The sequence below is a fragment of the Bacillus thuringiensis genome (genome assembly GCF_001595725.1).
Taxonomy (GTDB): Bacteria; Bacillota; Bacilli; order Bacillales; family Bacillaceae_G; genus Bacillus_A; species Bacillus_A thuringiensis_K.
The window spans coordinates 1,543,740-1,560,176 of the sequence record NZ_CP014282.1 but is presented as its reverse complement, the minus strand read 5'-3'; the positions used below and the strand labels follow the sequence as shown (position 1 = coordinate 1,560,176).

Below are 16,437 nucleotides of genomic sequence, written 5' to 3'. Positions count from 1 at the left end.
TTTAACGTCCGCGTGCCGCTTGGTTAATTGCATATTGTGTATTAATTGCGTTAACTGAAATACCGTATAACTGATTTGCTTTCATTAAATCTAGCATTTCTGTCGTTACATCCACACTATTTCCGTCTTTATTCGTTTGCATTGATTTTGTTTGAATCTTTGCATATGTATTTTTCGTATTTACTGTCGGCAAGTGCATTTCATTCGTTTGATATAAATCTGGATTACTCTTTAAATCAGCCGCATTGTTTTTATATAATGCACTACTTTTATTCATCTGCTCAGCAAATGTTACATCTTGTGCTTTATAGCCAGGTGTATTCGCATTTGCAATATTACTAGAAACAGTATTTCGTTTCGTCACTAAATAATTCATATAATGGCTTACATCACTCACTAAATCTGGCATATTCCACACCCTTCCTTTTCTAACGTAATGATCCACTGATAGAAGTTTCACTTCATTATTTATTTTCTTATATGCATTTATTAAAATATTTACTATTATGTACCCTTACATATTTTATTCCATTTTTTCATTGTTGTCTTTAGAAAAATACAAAAATATAAAAAAAGAATGCAAAAAACTGTATACACATAGTAATCTATAGAACATTTCAATATATAAACTACAAACTAAAGTCCATTTTTCTATTATTTAGATTACAATTATTATTTCATCACAGTCATAAAATGAAACCTCAATCAGCGGAGTTCTTTATGTAACCGAAGGAATAGACCCCCTTTTAAAAGGGGAATCTGTTTCCAGATGTTATTATTAATATTTACCGTAAAATGAATTAGCCTTCATTCGCCCATCATTTTCCATAATCATTTCTTCCAAAATCTTTTGCTTATCTCGAATATGCTGCGCTGCCTTAATAATGAATGGGCTTACTTCTGCTGCAACTTGTGCACGTTTTTCTTCATCTAGTGTCATCATCCAACGATTTAACATCTCACTCTTCTCAGCAAACTCTTCATCTGACACTTGTAATTCACCGATTTCATTAAAACAGCTGACAAACGTTCGATAAATATCATTGTTCATTTTCAAGTGCTCCACGGTAACCGTCTATTAAATCTTGTAACACTTGTACAATCGCATCAATGTCTTTTGCTTCACGCGTTACTTTCATCGTTTGAATTTGAATGCTAATCCAATCGTATAAACCAAATAGACTGTCATATAAATCTTTTGAAATATCAGGATTTAATTGAAGCTTCAACTCTTCAAATATACGTTCTAACTTTTCAAGAAGGTCGTCTCCTTCTTGAAGTTTAAATGTATTTAAAAGTTCCTCTAATTTACGAAACTCTACGATACATCTTTCATAAATAAATATTGTATTTTTAATCGGATTACTCGTCATAATATCATTTTGCATATAACGTTGCCATGCTTGCATATAATCACTTCCTCAACTTTCATTAATCATCACTTTTGGTTTTTGTCATTGCTTTGATTGTCTGCAGCTGACTATCAAGCAATGCTAGCTGGCTTTCCAACTTTGCATATTTATCAATAATTGATTCTTGTTTTTTCTTATTAATTGTATCAATATCTTGAATTTTTCTCTCTAAATCAGTCACTTGCTTTTCAATACTTTTAGAGCGTTTTCCGATAATCCCTTCATCTCCAAAGATTCCCTCAAGCTTTTTATCTATATCATGACCAATACCATTAAAGCCAAAGAAAAATTGTTTTGTAGATTCTGGATTCTCTTTAAAAGCTATTTTCAATTTTTCTTCATCAAGAGTCATATTTCCTGTTTTATCAATCTGAATTCCAAAAGAAAATAAATACTTATCATCTTGTGAAAATTTAAAAATGCTTGTCATTGCATTACTGATAGCAAATGAAACATTATTCCCTTGCATTACTCCATTTTCACCAGAAAATAAATCTAAACTTTTAACAGCGTTATTATACTCATCTTTCATTTTTTTGATTAAATCTATCGAATTTTTTATATCTGAATCTTCGATAGTTAATTTAATTGGCTCTGTAGTTACCTTTTCTAAGTTAATAGTTAATCCTGGAATTGTATCAATCTTATTTGTTTTACTAGTTCCTTTAATTCCGTTTATTGTATATTCTGCATTTACTGCTCCTGTCACTTGATGTGCAATGGCATTCGTTCCATCCGTATTTTTCGCAGAAGTAACTAGTCCTATATTTTGTAAAAAGCCATTGGCACCATCTGTTAATTTCAGCTCTCCCTCTTTTCCTGCAGTAGTTGATGTGAAAAATAGTTGATCTCCTAATGTATATACTGATGCACCATAATTCCCATTATTTATCTTATTGACAAGGTCTTTATACGTCATATCTTTTGAAATTTTAACTTCTTTTCCATTTATCTGAAATACATCATCTACTCCAAGTTTTAAATCTAAACTAAATTTTTGCTCCGTACCTTCAGGAGTTTTTGGGGGAGTAAGTGGAGCTGTAGTTATTTGATGCCTTTCTGCTACTCGCTCTACTGTAATTGTATATGTTCCAGGAATTGCAGCAGCATCCGCCTGCGCTGTCATAAAACCATCTTTGGATAAAGTTGTTTTCTTTTCATCACCTTTAAATGTGTTTAAATCTTTGAATACTTGCACAAAATTTGCAAACTCTTTTTTCATGCTCGCATAAACTTTGTTTTCATTTGTTAACGTTTGTTTTTGTGTAGTGTATGGTGATTTTTTCATTTCCAATGCTTGTAACTCTAAATCTACTAACTTCTTTGTATCTATTATGTTATTTCCTAAATTCCATATTTGCTGTCTGTCACCATAATTAGATATTGTCCCTGCCATATTTTTCACTCCTTATCATTTACATGTAATCTAAAATACTCGTTTTACTCATCGTACTAACAGCTTTTAATGTTGCTTCGTATGTTGCGTTTATATAAGCTAAATCAGAAATTGCGACAGCTAAATCAACATCCTCAATTTCTTTACGGTTTTCTTGAAGTGCTACATTTTGCTCGTTTAAAATTGTTTTAAACGTCTCCATTGTGTTCATTGTCGAACCAACTTCAGTTGTACGGTTAATGATGCCATCTAAGTTTTGCTTATTTTCTTCCAATAACGGTTTTAATGCTTTTTGGTCACCGTTTTTCATCGCTTCACTCATCTGTTTTAACGTTTTTATAACCGGGGATAATAATGCTTCTCCGTTACGGAACGCTTTGAATTCATAACCGTCATTTAGTTTCCAGTTCACATCATTTTTTCCACCTTGGTACGTACCATCTTCTGTAAATGGCAGATTTTCTGCACTATCACCACCGAAAATATAACGACCTTGTTCTTTTGTATTCGCTAAATAGACGACCTGTTTTAAAATTTGATCAATCTCTACACCAATAGCCTGCAATTCTTTTTCACTATTTGTACCATTTAACGCTTGTACTGTTAACTGGTCTGCTCTTGTTAAAGATTTCAAAACACCTTGTAAAGTATTTTCAGTTTGTGTTAATACATTTTTCGAATCCGCTATATCTTTCTGCATTTGCTCCATATTTGCCAATGAATGTTGAATCGCAAATGATTTACTTGCTGCAAGTGGATCTTCACTCATAAGAAGGTTTTTCTTCCCTGAGGTTACTTGATTTCGGTGGTATTGCTGTTGCACATTTAAATCCATCAACTGATTCTTTGCCCAGTTTGCATTTTGAAATGTAGATACTCTCATTTCTATCTCCTCCTTAAATATTTCCAATTACCAACTATACATGACTACTACTTATCTAATAATCGAAAACAAACTATCAAACACTTCATTCATAGTAGTTATAGCTTTAGAATTCGCCACGAAGTATTTCTGGAAGGCCATTAAATTAACCATTTCTTCTTCCATATTTACGCCCTCGATGCTCATCTTTTCTTGCTGGATACCTTCTAATAAATCCTTATGAATATTTTGATATGCATTTACTGAACTTTTATCAGAGGCTACACCAACTAAAAATTGATCTAAGGCTTGCTTATATGTAAGTCCATCCTTATAGCCTTTATCTGTAATAACCGCAAGGTTGTTGGCAGTTTCAGCCGAAATTTTCATTTTTGAAATATCTTTTATAAAATCAGGATTCAATTCAAGCTTCTTCGCATCTTCTCCTACAAAAAGCTCTTTCTTCATAGTATTATTCACTTGTTTTTTTAACGAATTTACAAACTCATTCAGATTATCTTTATAATTTGTAATCTTTGCTTTCGTATCAATTGCCGATAAAATTGTTCCACCACTTAATGGGATATCTGTTCCAGATATTTGTACAGACATTGGCTTTTTATCCTTCTGTAATTGAAGTGGGTATGTATCTTGACCATTTACAGTTAAAACACCATTCATCCTAACACTTGCAATATTAGGATTTGTAGCTTCATACGATACTTCTATATCTGCATACTTAGACATTTCTGTCATAATACGATCACGTTCATCTAATAGTTGATTTGGTACTTGTATACCAGCTTGTCCAATTTTCTTGTTCGCTTCTGCTAAACTAGCAGCAAGTCGATTAAATTCATTAACATGCGCTTCAATATCTTCTGTCGTCTGTGCTTCCACTGTATCTAAGTTTTTCGCAAGACGACTCACTTGACTTGTGAACTTCCCCGTTTCAGCAATTAATGTATCGTAGTAATTTGATTGCTCCGGATTTTTTGCAACTTCACGAAAAGCATTGAAAAACCCATCCATTAAACTAGATAATGAATTTTTACCTGTCGTTCCTACCATAGACTCTACTCGCGACAAAGTAGAATTCATATATGCATAGTAAGAGAACTGTGACATTTGATCATTATATTGCTTTGTCTTCACTTCATCTGTAATACGATCAACACCTAACGTTTGTACACCATACCCTATTCTTTGTTCTGGTGCATACCCTTTACTCCCTCCAGCAGATCCGTAATTCACCATTTGACGAACATAACCTGGTGTATGAATGTTAGACAAGTTTTGTTTCGTTGTTTGTAACCCCATTTGAGCCGCTAACATGCCCGATAGCGGTGTATTATAATCAGATAATCTCATAAAGCTTCACTTCTCCTTTACAATAGTTCGTTCATAAAGATTTGCGAATTATTGTTTCGCTCTAAGTTATATTCAGAAACAGAATCCACAATACTTTCTGTAGTTTTTAATAGTACGTTTAAGTAATATTGATTTTTCAAAAGAATCATTTTTACATTCTCTTCTAATTCAGTTACGTTTTTTTGTAATTCTTCCATTTTTTCGATTTCTTCTTGAGAAAAATACGAAAATAACGCACTTACACGAAACGATTCAACTCCTTGTTCTTTACAGAACTGAACAACCATTTCTTCAAATGAGCTTGATAACCCTTTTAAACCATCAATGTACTGCAATTGCTCTACTTGCAACTTTTGAACTGCATTTACATTTTTATTTTTTAAATTCTCATATATTTGCTCTCCAAGCGTTTGAATATTTTCATACGCTTTTTGAATAATAACGAGTTTTTCATATAATTGTATGTACATATAGCTTCCTTTCTTTTACAAGACTAAATTCACAATTAAACCATGGATTTCTCCAATTTGATTTAACATTTCTAAATGTCCTGTTTTCGTATTAATTAAATTCATAACATCTTCTAATTCATTCAATCCCATTTCTGCCTGTTTCACAATCGTCATTTTCTGTGAATATCCGTAACGCGGGTGACGAGACATGACATCTTTATACTGCAATACATTATCAACGTAAAAATTCAAAAATGATTTTACTGTATTTTTGTATTCCATTACATTATCAAGCGTTAATTCCATTTCAATTTTCTCTTTAATTTCTCCAATATTATCGACAAACGCTTCCATTTGTTCTAGCAATTTATCTTTTTTCGGATCTGCATGCAAATTATCCGAAAATGCAAGCCCTGTCCTGACATTTGCTTCTTTCGGCATTTGAGTAGCAGGCGGTATATGCGATAAAATTGGATTATGCGAGATAGAACGTAGCATATATATCACCTATTTATTTTTTTATTTCTTCCTAAACTTAATCGTAAAATCCAGTTATTTATAATTATACTCTGAACAGTAATATTTTGCAGTTATTTTTTATAAAAGATATGTTACAATTTAGCATGAGGTGGCACAATTCTATGAATATTTTCCTTTGTGGTTCAAATCAATTAACAGCATTAGATCAAGAAGAAATTAAAAAATTTTTAACTGACTATGCTCACAAACATAAAATTTACATATTATGTTATAAATCTATTGAAAATGAGGTTCTTCGTTTTTTCGTTGAGAATGAAAGACTCGCTCAAAATTTATGCCTTTACACGCTGCAACCATTGCAAGCAATAACAGATGAATTTCAAGAAGTCGTTGATTACTTAAAAAAACACGGAGCCGAATATGTTGCTTTTGATCATCCTTCTGACTCCATTTACCGATCAGATTATATGTTTTTTGTTAAACAAATTATTGAAGACACTGATTTAGTTCTCTGTTTTTATAATGGTGACAAACATACATCTGTCATCCCTGTCGATGTTGCAAAAGAAGCAGGTATTGATGCTGTCATTTATGATTTACCAGGATTACATGAAAAGCAAATGAAAAAAAGCTTTGAACAAAAAATTCGTATGATGTAAAGGGGGAGGCACAATATCATTATTGTGCCCATTGTAAATATGATAATTGAACAAGATTATGATCATTTTATCGCAAGTTTTAAACAACAATTCAATATGGACATCGCTTCATATAAACAAGATAGAATGCGCCGTAGAATCGATGCTTTCATTTCGAGAAAAGGCTTCGAAAACTACACTAATTTTTTAAACAAATTACGCGCTGATCAAAATTTATTTTTAAATTTTATTGACTATATTACAATTAACGTTTCAGAGTTTTTTAGAAATAAAGAACGATGGCAAACTTTAGAGTCGAAAGCACTACCAAAATTACTCGAACAAAATAGCGGAAAATTAAAGGTATGGAGTGCCGCTTGCGCTGCTGGTGAAGAACCATATACACTCTCTTTAATTTTATCAAAGCATCTAGCTCCATTTCGTTTTGAAATTCAAGCAACAGATCTTGATTTTCATATTTTAGAAACCGCAAAACGCGGTCAATATACAGAACGTTCTTTAAAGGAATTACCTACTGATTTGAAAGAACGTCATTTCACAAAAGAGAATGATATATATTCATTGCATCAAAACATTAAACAAAACGTCTCGTTTAAACAACATGACCTTTTAATGCAGTCATTCGATACAAATTATGATTTGATTATTTGTCGTAACGTAATGATATATTTCACAGAAGAAGCAAGAGTAAAACTTTACGAAAAATTTAGTCGTTCTTTACGAAAAGGCGGTGTACTATTTGTTGGTAGTACGGAACAAATTTTAACACCCGAACGTTACAATCTTCAGCGGTTCGATACATTCTTCTACGAAAAAATATAAAAGAGGTCGTCACAATGGAGTGACGACCTTTTTACATAACTCGAATTAAAATAATACCGACAATCCATATGAAGAGAAAAAGAAACGTCATAGACCATTTATGTTCTTGCATCGTTTGTTTCAACGCCTGTGACAATTGTGTCATGTTCATTTCCGCAAGCGCTCTCCATACACTTACATCCCGATCTTTAGCAATGCGGTCTGTAACGCTAATTAAAATCGTTTCGTTAGACAATTTTGTTATATAAGCAGTAATTACCGTTACCATCAAATTTATATTTCCTTCTGAAGAATCACTTTCCACTCTAGAGATGAGTGCACTTACATCTAGTAAAGGAATATGTACTTTTCTACCAAATGATAGTTGCACTTCAGCGAAATCATATGTTCCATCTAACAAAGGAAGTTCCTTTATATGCGCCTGCTTAATAAGTCCTTGTAGGCTTCTAATTACTTGTTCAAACACTTTTTCTGATTGCTTTCCTTCTTGAGATAATGTATGTAACTTTTTAAAAAGTTGTAACACTGTATCCATCTCTTTAGAAAGCATTTCCTTCATAATCTTTCCATCACTTAAACTTGCAAGTAAAATACCTATTTCATTATTTTTCGAAATAATTTTAGACTGTCCAGTAAACACTAAATTGCTACGCTTTCGTTCTTTCTGGATTTCATGCTCCGAAATAGCTGCAGGCTGTTTTAATGGTTGTAGCGTCTTATCTTCAATTGTCGTACGTTTAATCTCCATTTAAGCGCCTCCACTACTATGAAATAATTAGCCCCATTCTTTATTACTCTTTAAAACTAAAAACAGTACGAACAAACCTGACATGATAGTAAATACATCCGAAGCTTGTACTCCCTGTTCACCTTTTTCTTCTTCCTTGTCTTTCGTTTCTTCTTTTTGTTCTTTCTTTTTAGAGACAACTTGTTTGTTATTTTTCTCTTTTTGGTCCTTCGCCTTATGTACTTCCTTGTTGTCTTCGAACGGCTCTTTTATAACGTAAGTAAATTCCTCTTTCTCTTTCAACGGTTCTTTTATAAACTTATTTACTTTCTCATCTTGCTTCGGAATTTGAACAACTGGCAATTTTTCTTCTGGAAGCGGGTTTTTGACTTTCAAATCTTCTTGCTTCTCATTTTCTTTCTTATCTTCTAATTCATTTTCTAGTTTATTATCTAATTTATCTTCTTTCTCTTTCTCTGCTATCTTTTTATCATCTTCGTTTTTTGGCGCCAAAACAGAAATGGTATATTCACTTTCTTCAACAAGTTTATTACCTGCTGCATCTATTATCTCTACAAGTAATTCGTATGGCCCAGCCGGCAATGCTTCTGTTATTTCAAATACTTTTTGCCAATCCATATCATGCTTGTTGTAGTCTAATAAAAACGAAAGCTCTTTATTTTCTTTCCCTTTTAATGTAACGCGCACTTCTTTTACAACCGATTCTATATCTGACGCTTTTACTCGTATATGTATAGAATCTCCCTGTTTTCGTTCAACTAAGTTCTCTTTTACTTCATCAATAGTAACTTTCTGTAACTTTGGCAATTCTTTATCTATAGTTGGCGTTTCATTTTTAATACGAATGAGCGGGACTTTCACTTCATTTTTTACGATCTCTTCTTTCTCATTCTCTTTGTAACTTTGAACGAGCTGAAGATTCCAATCACCTTGCAAATCAAAATCCCCTGCTTTATAGTTAGCAACCCAACTCTTCGTTTCTTCATCATACTCAAAAGATAGTATTCTTTCTTGCGCATATTGCTCGCCATTTTTTTGTAACTGCAATATACCTTTCATACTTTGAATGTTTTTCCCATTTGGTTCTACAGCAATTCGCACTTCTTCGCCAACTTTAAGCTCCGGCTTATTTACTGTAATAATTCCCTGTTCTGTTTCTATCTTTCTTTCATTCAATTGTTTATTTACTACTTCTTGTTGTTCTGCTTCTTTTTGTTTCTCTTCATCTTGTTTCGTTTCCACTTGCTCTGAAGATTTTTGAGATTCCTTATTTTCTTCTTGTACATTCACTTCATTTATTTTTTGATCTGGCTCAATTTGTTCCTCAGCCTGACTTTGCAAGGGGAAGAACAAGCACACATGTATGCATAGCCAACTCATTAGAAAAAACTTTACGTTTTTCATCTACTAGTTCAAACTCCTATTTCAATGCCTTATAGCGATTTCGTCACTTTTACTCCGAAAAATCCATCTACATTTACAAGTTCACCATACGCCACTAATACATCATTTACATAAATACGAATCGGTTCATCAATATCCTCATCTAGTACAACTGCTTCATTTTCTTGTAAACTTAATATATCTTGAATCGTTTTCACTGTACTTCCAAATACAAATTTCACATTCATTTCTACATTTTGTAGAATGGACGTGTCCATATATACTGGTTCCATTTGTTTTACTTCTTTAAATTCAATAGGTTGCACAACTGGTTCTACAATTTTTTCTTCTTCAATTTTTTCTTCTTCAATTTCTTCTGTGGCAATCTCTTCTTCTTCCACCATCGGATACAGAAGTCGCCTTACCATTTCTTTCGCTTCGGAAATTGGCAAAATTTGATACATCTTCGATTGAAGCAGATCGCCAATTTCAAGATTGAACGTAATTTGAACGAGTTCGTCCACTTCCATTGACTCTCCCAAATATTCCATTTCTTCTTTTAACGTTACAAATTTAACATTTGGAGGCGTCATGTCCATTTTTTCTTGAAACATTTCTGACATCGCCGTAGCAGCATGACCCATCATTTGGTTCATAATTTCTTTAATACCGCTCAGTTCTAATTCAGTAAGCTCTTTTTCTGGGTCAACTTCCCCTGTTCCCATCATCATTAAATCTACCATTGTTAAGGCAACATCTTTCGTAAATACGAATACATTCTCATTCTTTAGCCCTTCAACAAAGTCGACATTTAAAATAACAAATGGTACTGGTACTCCATCATAATGACGAACATTGATTGCTTCCACATTTGGTGTACTAATTGTAACTGGTTGATTTAAAAGCGTTGACAATACTGTTGAAGCGGAACCAATTGAAATATTTGCAATTTCACCAAGAACATCTTTCTCTTCTTGTGTTAAATGCTCTTTTTCAACTTGTTCTTCTACAATCTCAGTTTCCACTACTTCTGCTGGTTCGTCTGTTTCTTCTACTCCACCAGATAATTGCATTAATTTATTTACCATTTGTTTCGCATGCTCAACTGAAACAATTTGTACAAGTTTAGAGTTTACAAGATTATCTATCTTTAAATCAAACGATACTTTAACAATCGTATGATTCCCATCGATTTCAGAGATTTTCTCCATTTCTTCTGATAACTTTACAACTTTAATCGTCGGCGGAGACATATCTACTGTATCTTGGAAGAATTCCGACATAGATGTAGCTGCGAATCCCATCATTTGATTCATCGCTTCTTGTACAGCACTTAGCTCTAATTCACCAAGTTCTTTTCCGTCCTCCACTTCACCTGTTCCCATCATCATTAAATCAGCAATGGACAATGCAACATCTTGCTTAAGAACAAGAAGGTTTTCCATATCTAATCCTTTTGTAAAATGAATGTTTAATACAACATGTGGAACTTCGACATCTCTTGAATCATATAAATCTACCAACTCTATACGAGGAGCAGTAATGCTTACTTGCCTATTTAAAATTGTTGATAATACAGTCGAAGCTGAACCAAATGATATATTTGCAATTTCGCCAAGAATATCGCATTCTTGGGGCGTTAAATGCTCATTTTCTTTTTCTAGCACAATCGTGCTCGTATCCCCTTTTGTGTGTTGCTCAGGCATTTTCCCTGCCTCCTCATTTCTGTTTTTCTATCAAATAATATAAACTCTTATTTTATTTTAGCAAAATTATTATATAAAACGTTAATATGTATGTATTCCCATTATTAGATTCGTAACGATTAGCCAAAAAGCTCCCCAATTGTATACAAGTGGGGAGCTTTCCTTCATTCCTATTATAAACCTTCTGGGTTTAAAATGAGGACCACTCGTCCATCACCGAGAATCGTCGCACCAGAGAAATAGTTAGAACTCTCTGCAAAGAAGTCACCTAATGACTTTAAGACTATTTCTCTTTGACCGATAATTGTGTTTACAATAAGTCCATAGCTGCGATGTGTGTTACGAACAATTAACACAGGAACCATTTGACCATCATATGACGCAAACGCCTCATCTACTGTTTTTTCACCAAATACAGTACTTAAATGTTTCACTTCAATAATTTGATTACGATAATTTAACACATCTTTTCCTTGTAAGGATTGGATGTCTTCTCTCTTAATTCGAATCGCTTCAACGATATTTCCAAGAGGTAAAGCATAACGCTTATCATTTGTTTGAATAAGCATAGATTGAATAATAGATAACGTTAATGGAAGTTCAATTCTAAATGTACTTCCCTTTCCTTCCTCAGAATCAATAATTAAATGCCCACCTAAACTATGAATCGTATGTTTTACAACATCTAATCCGACACCGCGTCCAGAAAGATCTGATACAACTTCAGCTGTACTAAATCCTGGTTGGAAAATAAGATCAAACACTTCACGATCTGTTAATCTATTCGCATCCGCTTCAGTTACAACGCCATTTTTAATCGCTTTTTCTAATACTTTCCCTTTATTAATACCGTTTCCATCATCCGTAATTTGAATAACGACATGATTTCCACTATGAAAGGCTTCTAATTTAATCGTACCTGTCTCATTTTTACCTGCATCACGTCGTTTTTCAACAGTTTCTACACCGTGATCGATTGCATTTCGAATTAAATGAACGAGCGGATCACCGATTTCATCAATAACAATTTTATCTACTTCAGTATCTTCACCTGTAATTTGTAAATCGATTTTTTTCCCTAAATCTTTCGCTAACATACGTACCATACGTGGGAAACGATTGAATACAGTTTCAATCGGCACCATACGCATATTTAATAGTACATTTTGAATATCTTTTGAAATATCGCCTAATCGATTTAAATGTTCAATTAGCTCCTTGTTTTGAATCGTTTGAGCCAATTCATCAATGCGCCCACGTTCAATTACACTTTCTTCAAACATATTCATTAATCTTTCGATTTTCTCTAATTGAACACGAATTGAACGATTCTCCACTTTAGCATTTTTCGTTTTTGTAGTACTTTTAGCCGGCATAGCACTTGAAGGTTGATTCGTTGCCTCTACCGGTGATTTTACTTGCGTAACCACAGCTGGTTGTAGCTTTTCTTCTACTTGCACAACTTCTTGTGTAACGACTTTTTTAGAAGCTACTTCCCTCGATATAGGTTCTCCTTGCTTTACTTCCACTTTCTCAATTTCAGAAACATGAAGTACTACTTGTTTCAATTCTTCTATACTACAATCCGTATCCATAAATACTGTAAATTCAAATCCGAAAGCATCTGCTTCAATTTCTTCAATACTCGGAGCTGTTTTTTGTATATTCCCTACATTTTGCAATGCTTCAATACACATAATGGCACGTACTGCTTTTAAAATTGCCTGCTGTTCAACTGTTATATGCACTTCATGCGAAACTGCATCATCGTTGTCTATATGATTTTGCTCTATATGTTCCGTAGGAGTTTCTACATTGCCGTTCAATAATGCTTCTAATTTCTGTTTAGTTGAGACTACATCTATATTGCCCATTCCACCTTGTTGCACATCTGCAACCATCTTCTCCAAATTATCAATGCACTCAAAAATCACATCAATAATATCCGCATTTACAACTATATTTCCATGACGAATTTCATCTAACACATTTTCCATCTTATGCGTTAAATCAGCCATTTCCGTAAATTCCATGCTCGCAGACATACCTTTGAATGTATGGGCGGATCGGAATATTTCTCCTACAACATCCATATCAGCAGGATTTTGTTCTAACACTAGCACATTTTCATTTAGCGACTGTAAATGTTCTTCTGACTCTTCGAAAAATATATTTAATAGATCTGTTTGCATTTTTATCCCCTACCTGTCTAACAAACATTTCATTTATGTATAACAATTTAGTGTTTTACAATGAGAAAAAAGGGGGCCACACGTCGATCCGCTATCACTGTTTTGATTCCTTGTGGCACCCCTTCTATATTAACTATTTGCTACTTTTGTTAAAGCTTCAATTACACGATCCGCTTGGAATGGCTTTACAATAAAGTCTTTTGCCCCGCCCTTAATTGCATCTAATACCATACCTTGTTGTCCCATTGCAGAACAAATAACAACCTTTGCACTTGAATCAATTTTAATAATTTCTTTTAATGCTTCAAGCCCATCCATTTCTGGCATAGTAATATCTAATGTTACAATATCAGGTTGAAGTTCTTTATACTTTTGAATTGCTTCTACCCCATTCTCTGCTTCGCCGATAACTTCAAATTCAGCATTACTTTTTAATAAGTTTTTAATCATCGTTCGCATAAACATCGCATCATCTACTACTAAAATTTTATGTGCCATTCTTTTTAATTCTCTCCTTCTATGTATAAATATATCTTAATATTTCACCTTATCATTCTCACTCATTATACAAAATAAAATGATAAAATTTAATATTTTTTTAAAAGAATTTTCGTATTTTTAGTATTTTATTATTAAAATAATAATATACTACTCTTTTATATAAATAACAACGCGACGGTTTTTTTCCCAGTTTTGCGGTGAATCATTTGGTACAATTGGCTTTGTGTCTGCATATCCTACCGCAGCTAGCCTTTTATCGTCCACATTATACACTTCAATTAAATGGTGAATCATATTTGCCGCTCGTGCTGAAGATAACTCCCAGTTAGATGGGAATTTCTCGTTATGAATAGGTCTACTATCTGTATGTCCCTCTACAACAATGGGGTTAGGTACGGATTGAAAAAATCCAACTAATTGACTTATTATCCCTTTCGCTTCGGGCTTAACGTTCGCATCGCCTGTATCAAATATTAAATTATCTACTATAACGACGCTTACCCCTGTATCCTCTCGATATACATTCACTTGACTAATACCGTTATTATCTACATACGCTTTTAACTTCTTATATAATTCATCCATTCTCTTTTTTGAAATCATTTTTTCATCATTTTTTTCATGTGAAATATCCGGTATTGTATTTTCCATTACTTTTGCATCTACTTGCCCCGTATCACTAAACTTTTCAAGCATCTTTGACAATTTTACTGCATCTTGCTTTGATGTAGCAACTAGTAATACAAAGAAAGTTAATAATAACATCGTTAAATCTGTAAAAGTCGTCATCCAACGAGGCGATCCCTTTTGCGGTCCTTTACTCATCATACCACTCCTTGAAATATTAGGCTGCTCCTTTTACCTTTTTTACCTTTGTTTCGTATACATATGTATCCAGTTTCAACTTTAATTTAGAAGGGATTTGTCCACGATACAATTCTGAAATTGCTTCTATTACAAACTTCTTCTCTGTATATAAATCTTCAATACCACGATATACTTTTTCCGCAAGAGGGATTGCAATCATATTCGCAAGTACAGACCCATATAATGTCGTTAACATCGCAACTGCCATTCCTGTACCAATTTGCGATGTATCTTGTAAGTTTTGGAGCATAATGATAAGACCGATTAACGTACCAATCATTCCCCAAGCTGGAGCAAAATCACCAATTTTATCTAATAATGCTGCTCCTTTTCTTAACTCATACACTTCCGTTTCAATATCTTTCAATAACACTTCTTTTAATTCATCTTCATCGTAACCGCTTAACATTAATCGAATTCCTTTTTGAATAAAAGGATTGTCTACTTGCTCCCCATCTACCTCTAAAGAAAGTAAGCCGTGCTTTTTAGACTTTTTCGAAAAATCGACAAACAAATCCGTTAACTGTTCTAAATCTTCTTCTCTTCTATGTAAAACAGTAAAAATGCTTTTCGTATATTTTTTTATTTCTCCAAATCGATATGCCACAACAATTGTCGCTGTAGTTCCCCCTATGACAATTAAAATAGATGAAACATCTAAAAAGTTTTTGAAAGCTTTTATTCCACCGCCGCCAAGCATAATTGCCGCTATCACTATAATGAAACCTACTATAATGCCCACTGGGCTAGAAATATCAAACTTCCTTTTTCTTCTTTGTGGTCTAGCTAATACTTGATTTTTCTCTCCCATATTTCTGCCCTTTCCTTTCCATTTTTATATAACATTTTTTTATTTTAATAATACGTTTTCACATATAACATGTATTATACGCTTATCATCTGTTTATCGCAATATACTCATGAAATTGACACATTTCATTTCTATATTAGAATTATGGTATGAATAAATGAGGAGGATGACGATGGAACACAACATTTTACAAGTCATTGCATTAGCAGAAAAACTAAAATATGAAATGCGACATAGCTGGCTTTCCAACGGGCGTCAAGAAAGTGTTGCCGAACATACATGGCGTATGTCTCTAATGGCCATTTTAGTTGAACCTTATTTGGATCAAAAAGTAAGTATTGAGAAATTACTTAAAATGGTTATTATTCACGACCTAGTCGAAGCCGAAGCTGGTGATATTCCTGCTTTTGATACAATGAATAGTCACGAATTACAGCTACAAAAACAAAAAAATGAACTAGAGGCTATTTTAAATATTAAACAAACGTTAACAGGTTCTCTCGGCGAGGAATTATATGACTTATGGATGGAGTTTGAAGCGAAAGAAACGTACGAAGCAAAAGTTGCTAATGCACTCGATAAACTTGAGGTGAAAATCCAACATAACGAAGCTGATATTGATACGTGGCTACCAATTGAACATAAAATGACGTTCCAAGTAGCAAAGCATACAAACTTTGATTCTTTCCTATCTAAATTACAAAAAATTATTGAACAAGATGGAGAAAAGAAGTTAATTGCTGCCGGCATTGATGTTGAGGCATGCAAGCAATAA

18 protein-coding genes are annotated in these 16,437 nt (G+C 33.4%); 3 read left to right on the top strand and 15 right to left on the bottom strand.

Going from position 1 to position 16,437, the window contains the following annotated elements; translation table 11 throughout:
- Position 1 precedes the first annotated feature (1 nt).
- The 8 genes from flgB to AXW78_RS07920 form a co-directional block, all read right to left on the bottom strand.
- Positions 2–460, bottom strand: coding sequence for a flagellar basal body rod protein FlgB (gene flgB, locus AXW78_RS07955; protein ID WP_372588481.1), 459 nt, complete (start codon positions 458–460; stop codon positions 2–4).
- A gap of 318 nt (positions 461–778) precedes the next feature.
- Positions 779–1,051, bottom strand: coding sequence for a hypothetical protein (locus tag AXW78_RS07950; RefSeq protein WP_061883959.1), 273 nt, complete (start codon positions 1,049–1,051; stop codon positions 779–781).
- Positions 1,041–1,409, bottom strand: coding sequence for a flagellar export chaperone FliS (gene fliS, locus AXW78_RS07945; RefSeq protein WP_012260665.1), 369 nt, complete (start codon positions 1,407–1,409; stop codon positions 1,041–1,043). Before fliS ends, AXW78_RS07950 begins: the two co-directional genes overlap by 11 nt.
- Positions 1,410–1,431: 22 nt before the next feature.
- Positions 1,432–2,808, bottom strand: a complete 1,377-nt coding sequence (locus AXW78_RS07940) for a flagellar hook-associated protein 2 (RefSeq protein ID WP_061883958.1) — start codon at positions 2,806–2,808, stop codon at positions 1,432–1,434.
- A 19-nt stretch (positions 2,809–2,827) separates the two neighbouring features.
- Positions 2,828–3,691 carry a flagellar hook-associated protein 3 gene (locus tag AXW78_RS07935; RefSeq protein ID WP_061883957.1) on the bottom strand — a complete coding sequence of 288 codons (864 nt, stop codon included), beginning with the start codon at positions 3,689–3,691 and terminating at the stop codon, positions 2,828–2,830.
- A gap of 51 nt (positions 3,692–3,742) precedes the next feature.
- Positions 3,743–5,041 carry a flagellar hook-associated protein FlgK gene (gene flgK / locus AXW78_RS07930; RefSeq protein WP_061883956.1) on the bottom strand — a complete coding sequence of 433 codons (1,299 nt, stop codon included), beginning with the start codon at positions 5,039–5,041 and terminating at the stop codon, positions 3,743–3,745.
- Between the two features lie 17 nt (positions 5,042–5,058).
- On the bottom strand, positions 5,059–5,511 hold the full coding sequence (locus AXW78_RS07925; RefSeq protein ID WP_000275902.1) for a hypothetical protein: 453 nt from the start codon (positions 5,509–5,511) through the stop codon (positions 5,059–5,061).
- A 15-nt stretch (positions 5,512–5,526) separates the two neighbouring features.
- On the bottom strand, positions 5,527–5,991 hold the full coding sequence (locus tag AXW78_RS07920; RefSeq protein ID WP_000946323.1) for a YaaR family protein: 465 nt from the start codon (positions 5,989–5,991) through the stop codon (positions 5,527–5,529).
- A 143-nt stretch (positions 5,992–6,134) separates the two neighbouring features.
- Here AXW78_RS07920 and AXW78_RS07915 point away from each other — a divergent pair, with 143 nt between their 5' ends.
- Both AXW78_RS07915 and cheR read left to right on the top strand, forming a co-directional pair.
- Positions 6,135–6,632, top strand: a complete 498-nt coding sequence (locus AXW78_RS07915) for a flagellar motor switch protein FliG (RefSeq protein WP_001020110.1) — start codon at positions 6,135–6,137, stop codon at positions 6,630–6,632.
- 39 nt (positions 6,633–6,671) lie between these two features.
- Positions 6,672–7,454: a protein-glutamate O-methyltransferase CheR gene (gene cheR, locus AXW78_RS07910; protein ID WP_000582877.1), complete on the top strand. Its 783-nt coding sequence runs from the start codon at positions 6,672–6,674 to the stop codon at positions 7,452–7,454.
- Positions 7,455–7,485: 31 nt separating this feature from the next.
- Here the strand turns inward: cheR and AXW78_RS07905 are convergent, their stop codons facing one another.
- From AXW78_RS07905 to AXW78_RS07875, 7 genes are all read right to left on the bottom strand, one after another.
- Complete coding sequence (locus tag AXW78_RS07905) at positions 7,486–8,202, bottom strand: hypothetical protein (RefSeq protein ID WP_000403967.1); 717 nt, start codon at positions 8,200–8,202, stop codon at positions 7,486–7,488.
- 27 nt (positions 8,203–8,229) lie between these two features.
- Positions 8,230–9,606, bottom strand: a complete 1,377-nt coding sequence (locus tag AXW78_RS07900; protein WP_061883955.1) for a hypothetical protein — start codon at positions 9,604–9,606, stop codon at positions 8,230–8,232.
- Positions 9,607–9,635: 29 nt separating this feature from the next.
- The gene (locus tag AXW78_RS07895) at positions 9,636–11,291 is read right to left on the bottom strand and encodes a flagellar motor switch protein (RefSeq protein ID WP_061883954.1); all 1,656 of its coding nucleotides are present in this window, start codon (positions 11,289–11,291) and stop codon (positions 9,636–9,638) included.
- Positions 11,292–11,464: 173 nt separating this feature from the next.
- Positions 11,465–13,483 carry a chemotaxis protein CheA gene (locus tag AXW78_RS07890; protein ID WP_061883953.1) on the bottom strand — a complete coding sequence of 673 codons (2,019 nt, stop codon included), beginning with the start codon at positions 13,481–13,483 and terminating at the stop codon, positions 11,465–11,467.
- Between the two features lie 129 nt (positions 13,484–13,612).
- On the bottom strand, positions 13,613–13,981 hold the full coding sequence (locus AXW78_RS07885; RefSeq protein WP_000940568.1) for a response regulator: 369 nt from the start codon (positions 13,979–13,981) through the stop codon (positions 13,613–13,615).
- Positions 13,982–14,131: 150 nt separating this feature from the next.
- Positions 14,132–14,809 carry an OmpA family protein gene (locus AXW78_RS07880; RefSeq protein ID WP_000033627.1) on the bottom strand — a complete coding sequence of 226 codons (678 nt, stop codon included), beginning with the start codon at positions 14,807–14,809 and terminating at the stop codon, positions 14,132–14,134.
- A 19-nt stretch (positions 14,810–14,828) separates the two neighbouring features.
- Entirely contained in the window at positions 14,829–15,662 is an 834-nt protein-coding gene (locus AXW78_RS07875; protein ID WP_000504191.1) for a flagellar motor protein MotP, read from the bottom strand.
- Between the two features lie 172 nt (positions 15,663–15,834).
- Here AXW78_RS07875 and AXW78_RS07870 point away from each other — a divergent pair, with 172 nt between their 5' ends.
- Positions 15,835–16,437 carry an HD domain-containing protein gene (locus AXW78_RS07870; protein WP_000400780.1) on the top strand — a complete coding sequence of 201 codons (603 nt, stop codon included), beginning with the start codon at positions 15,835–15,837 and terminating at the stop codon, positions 16,435–16,437.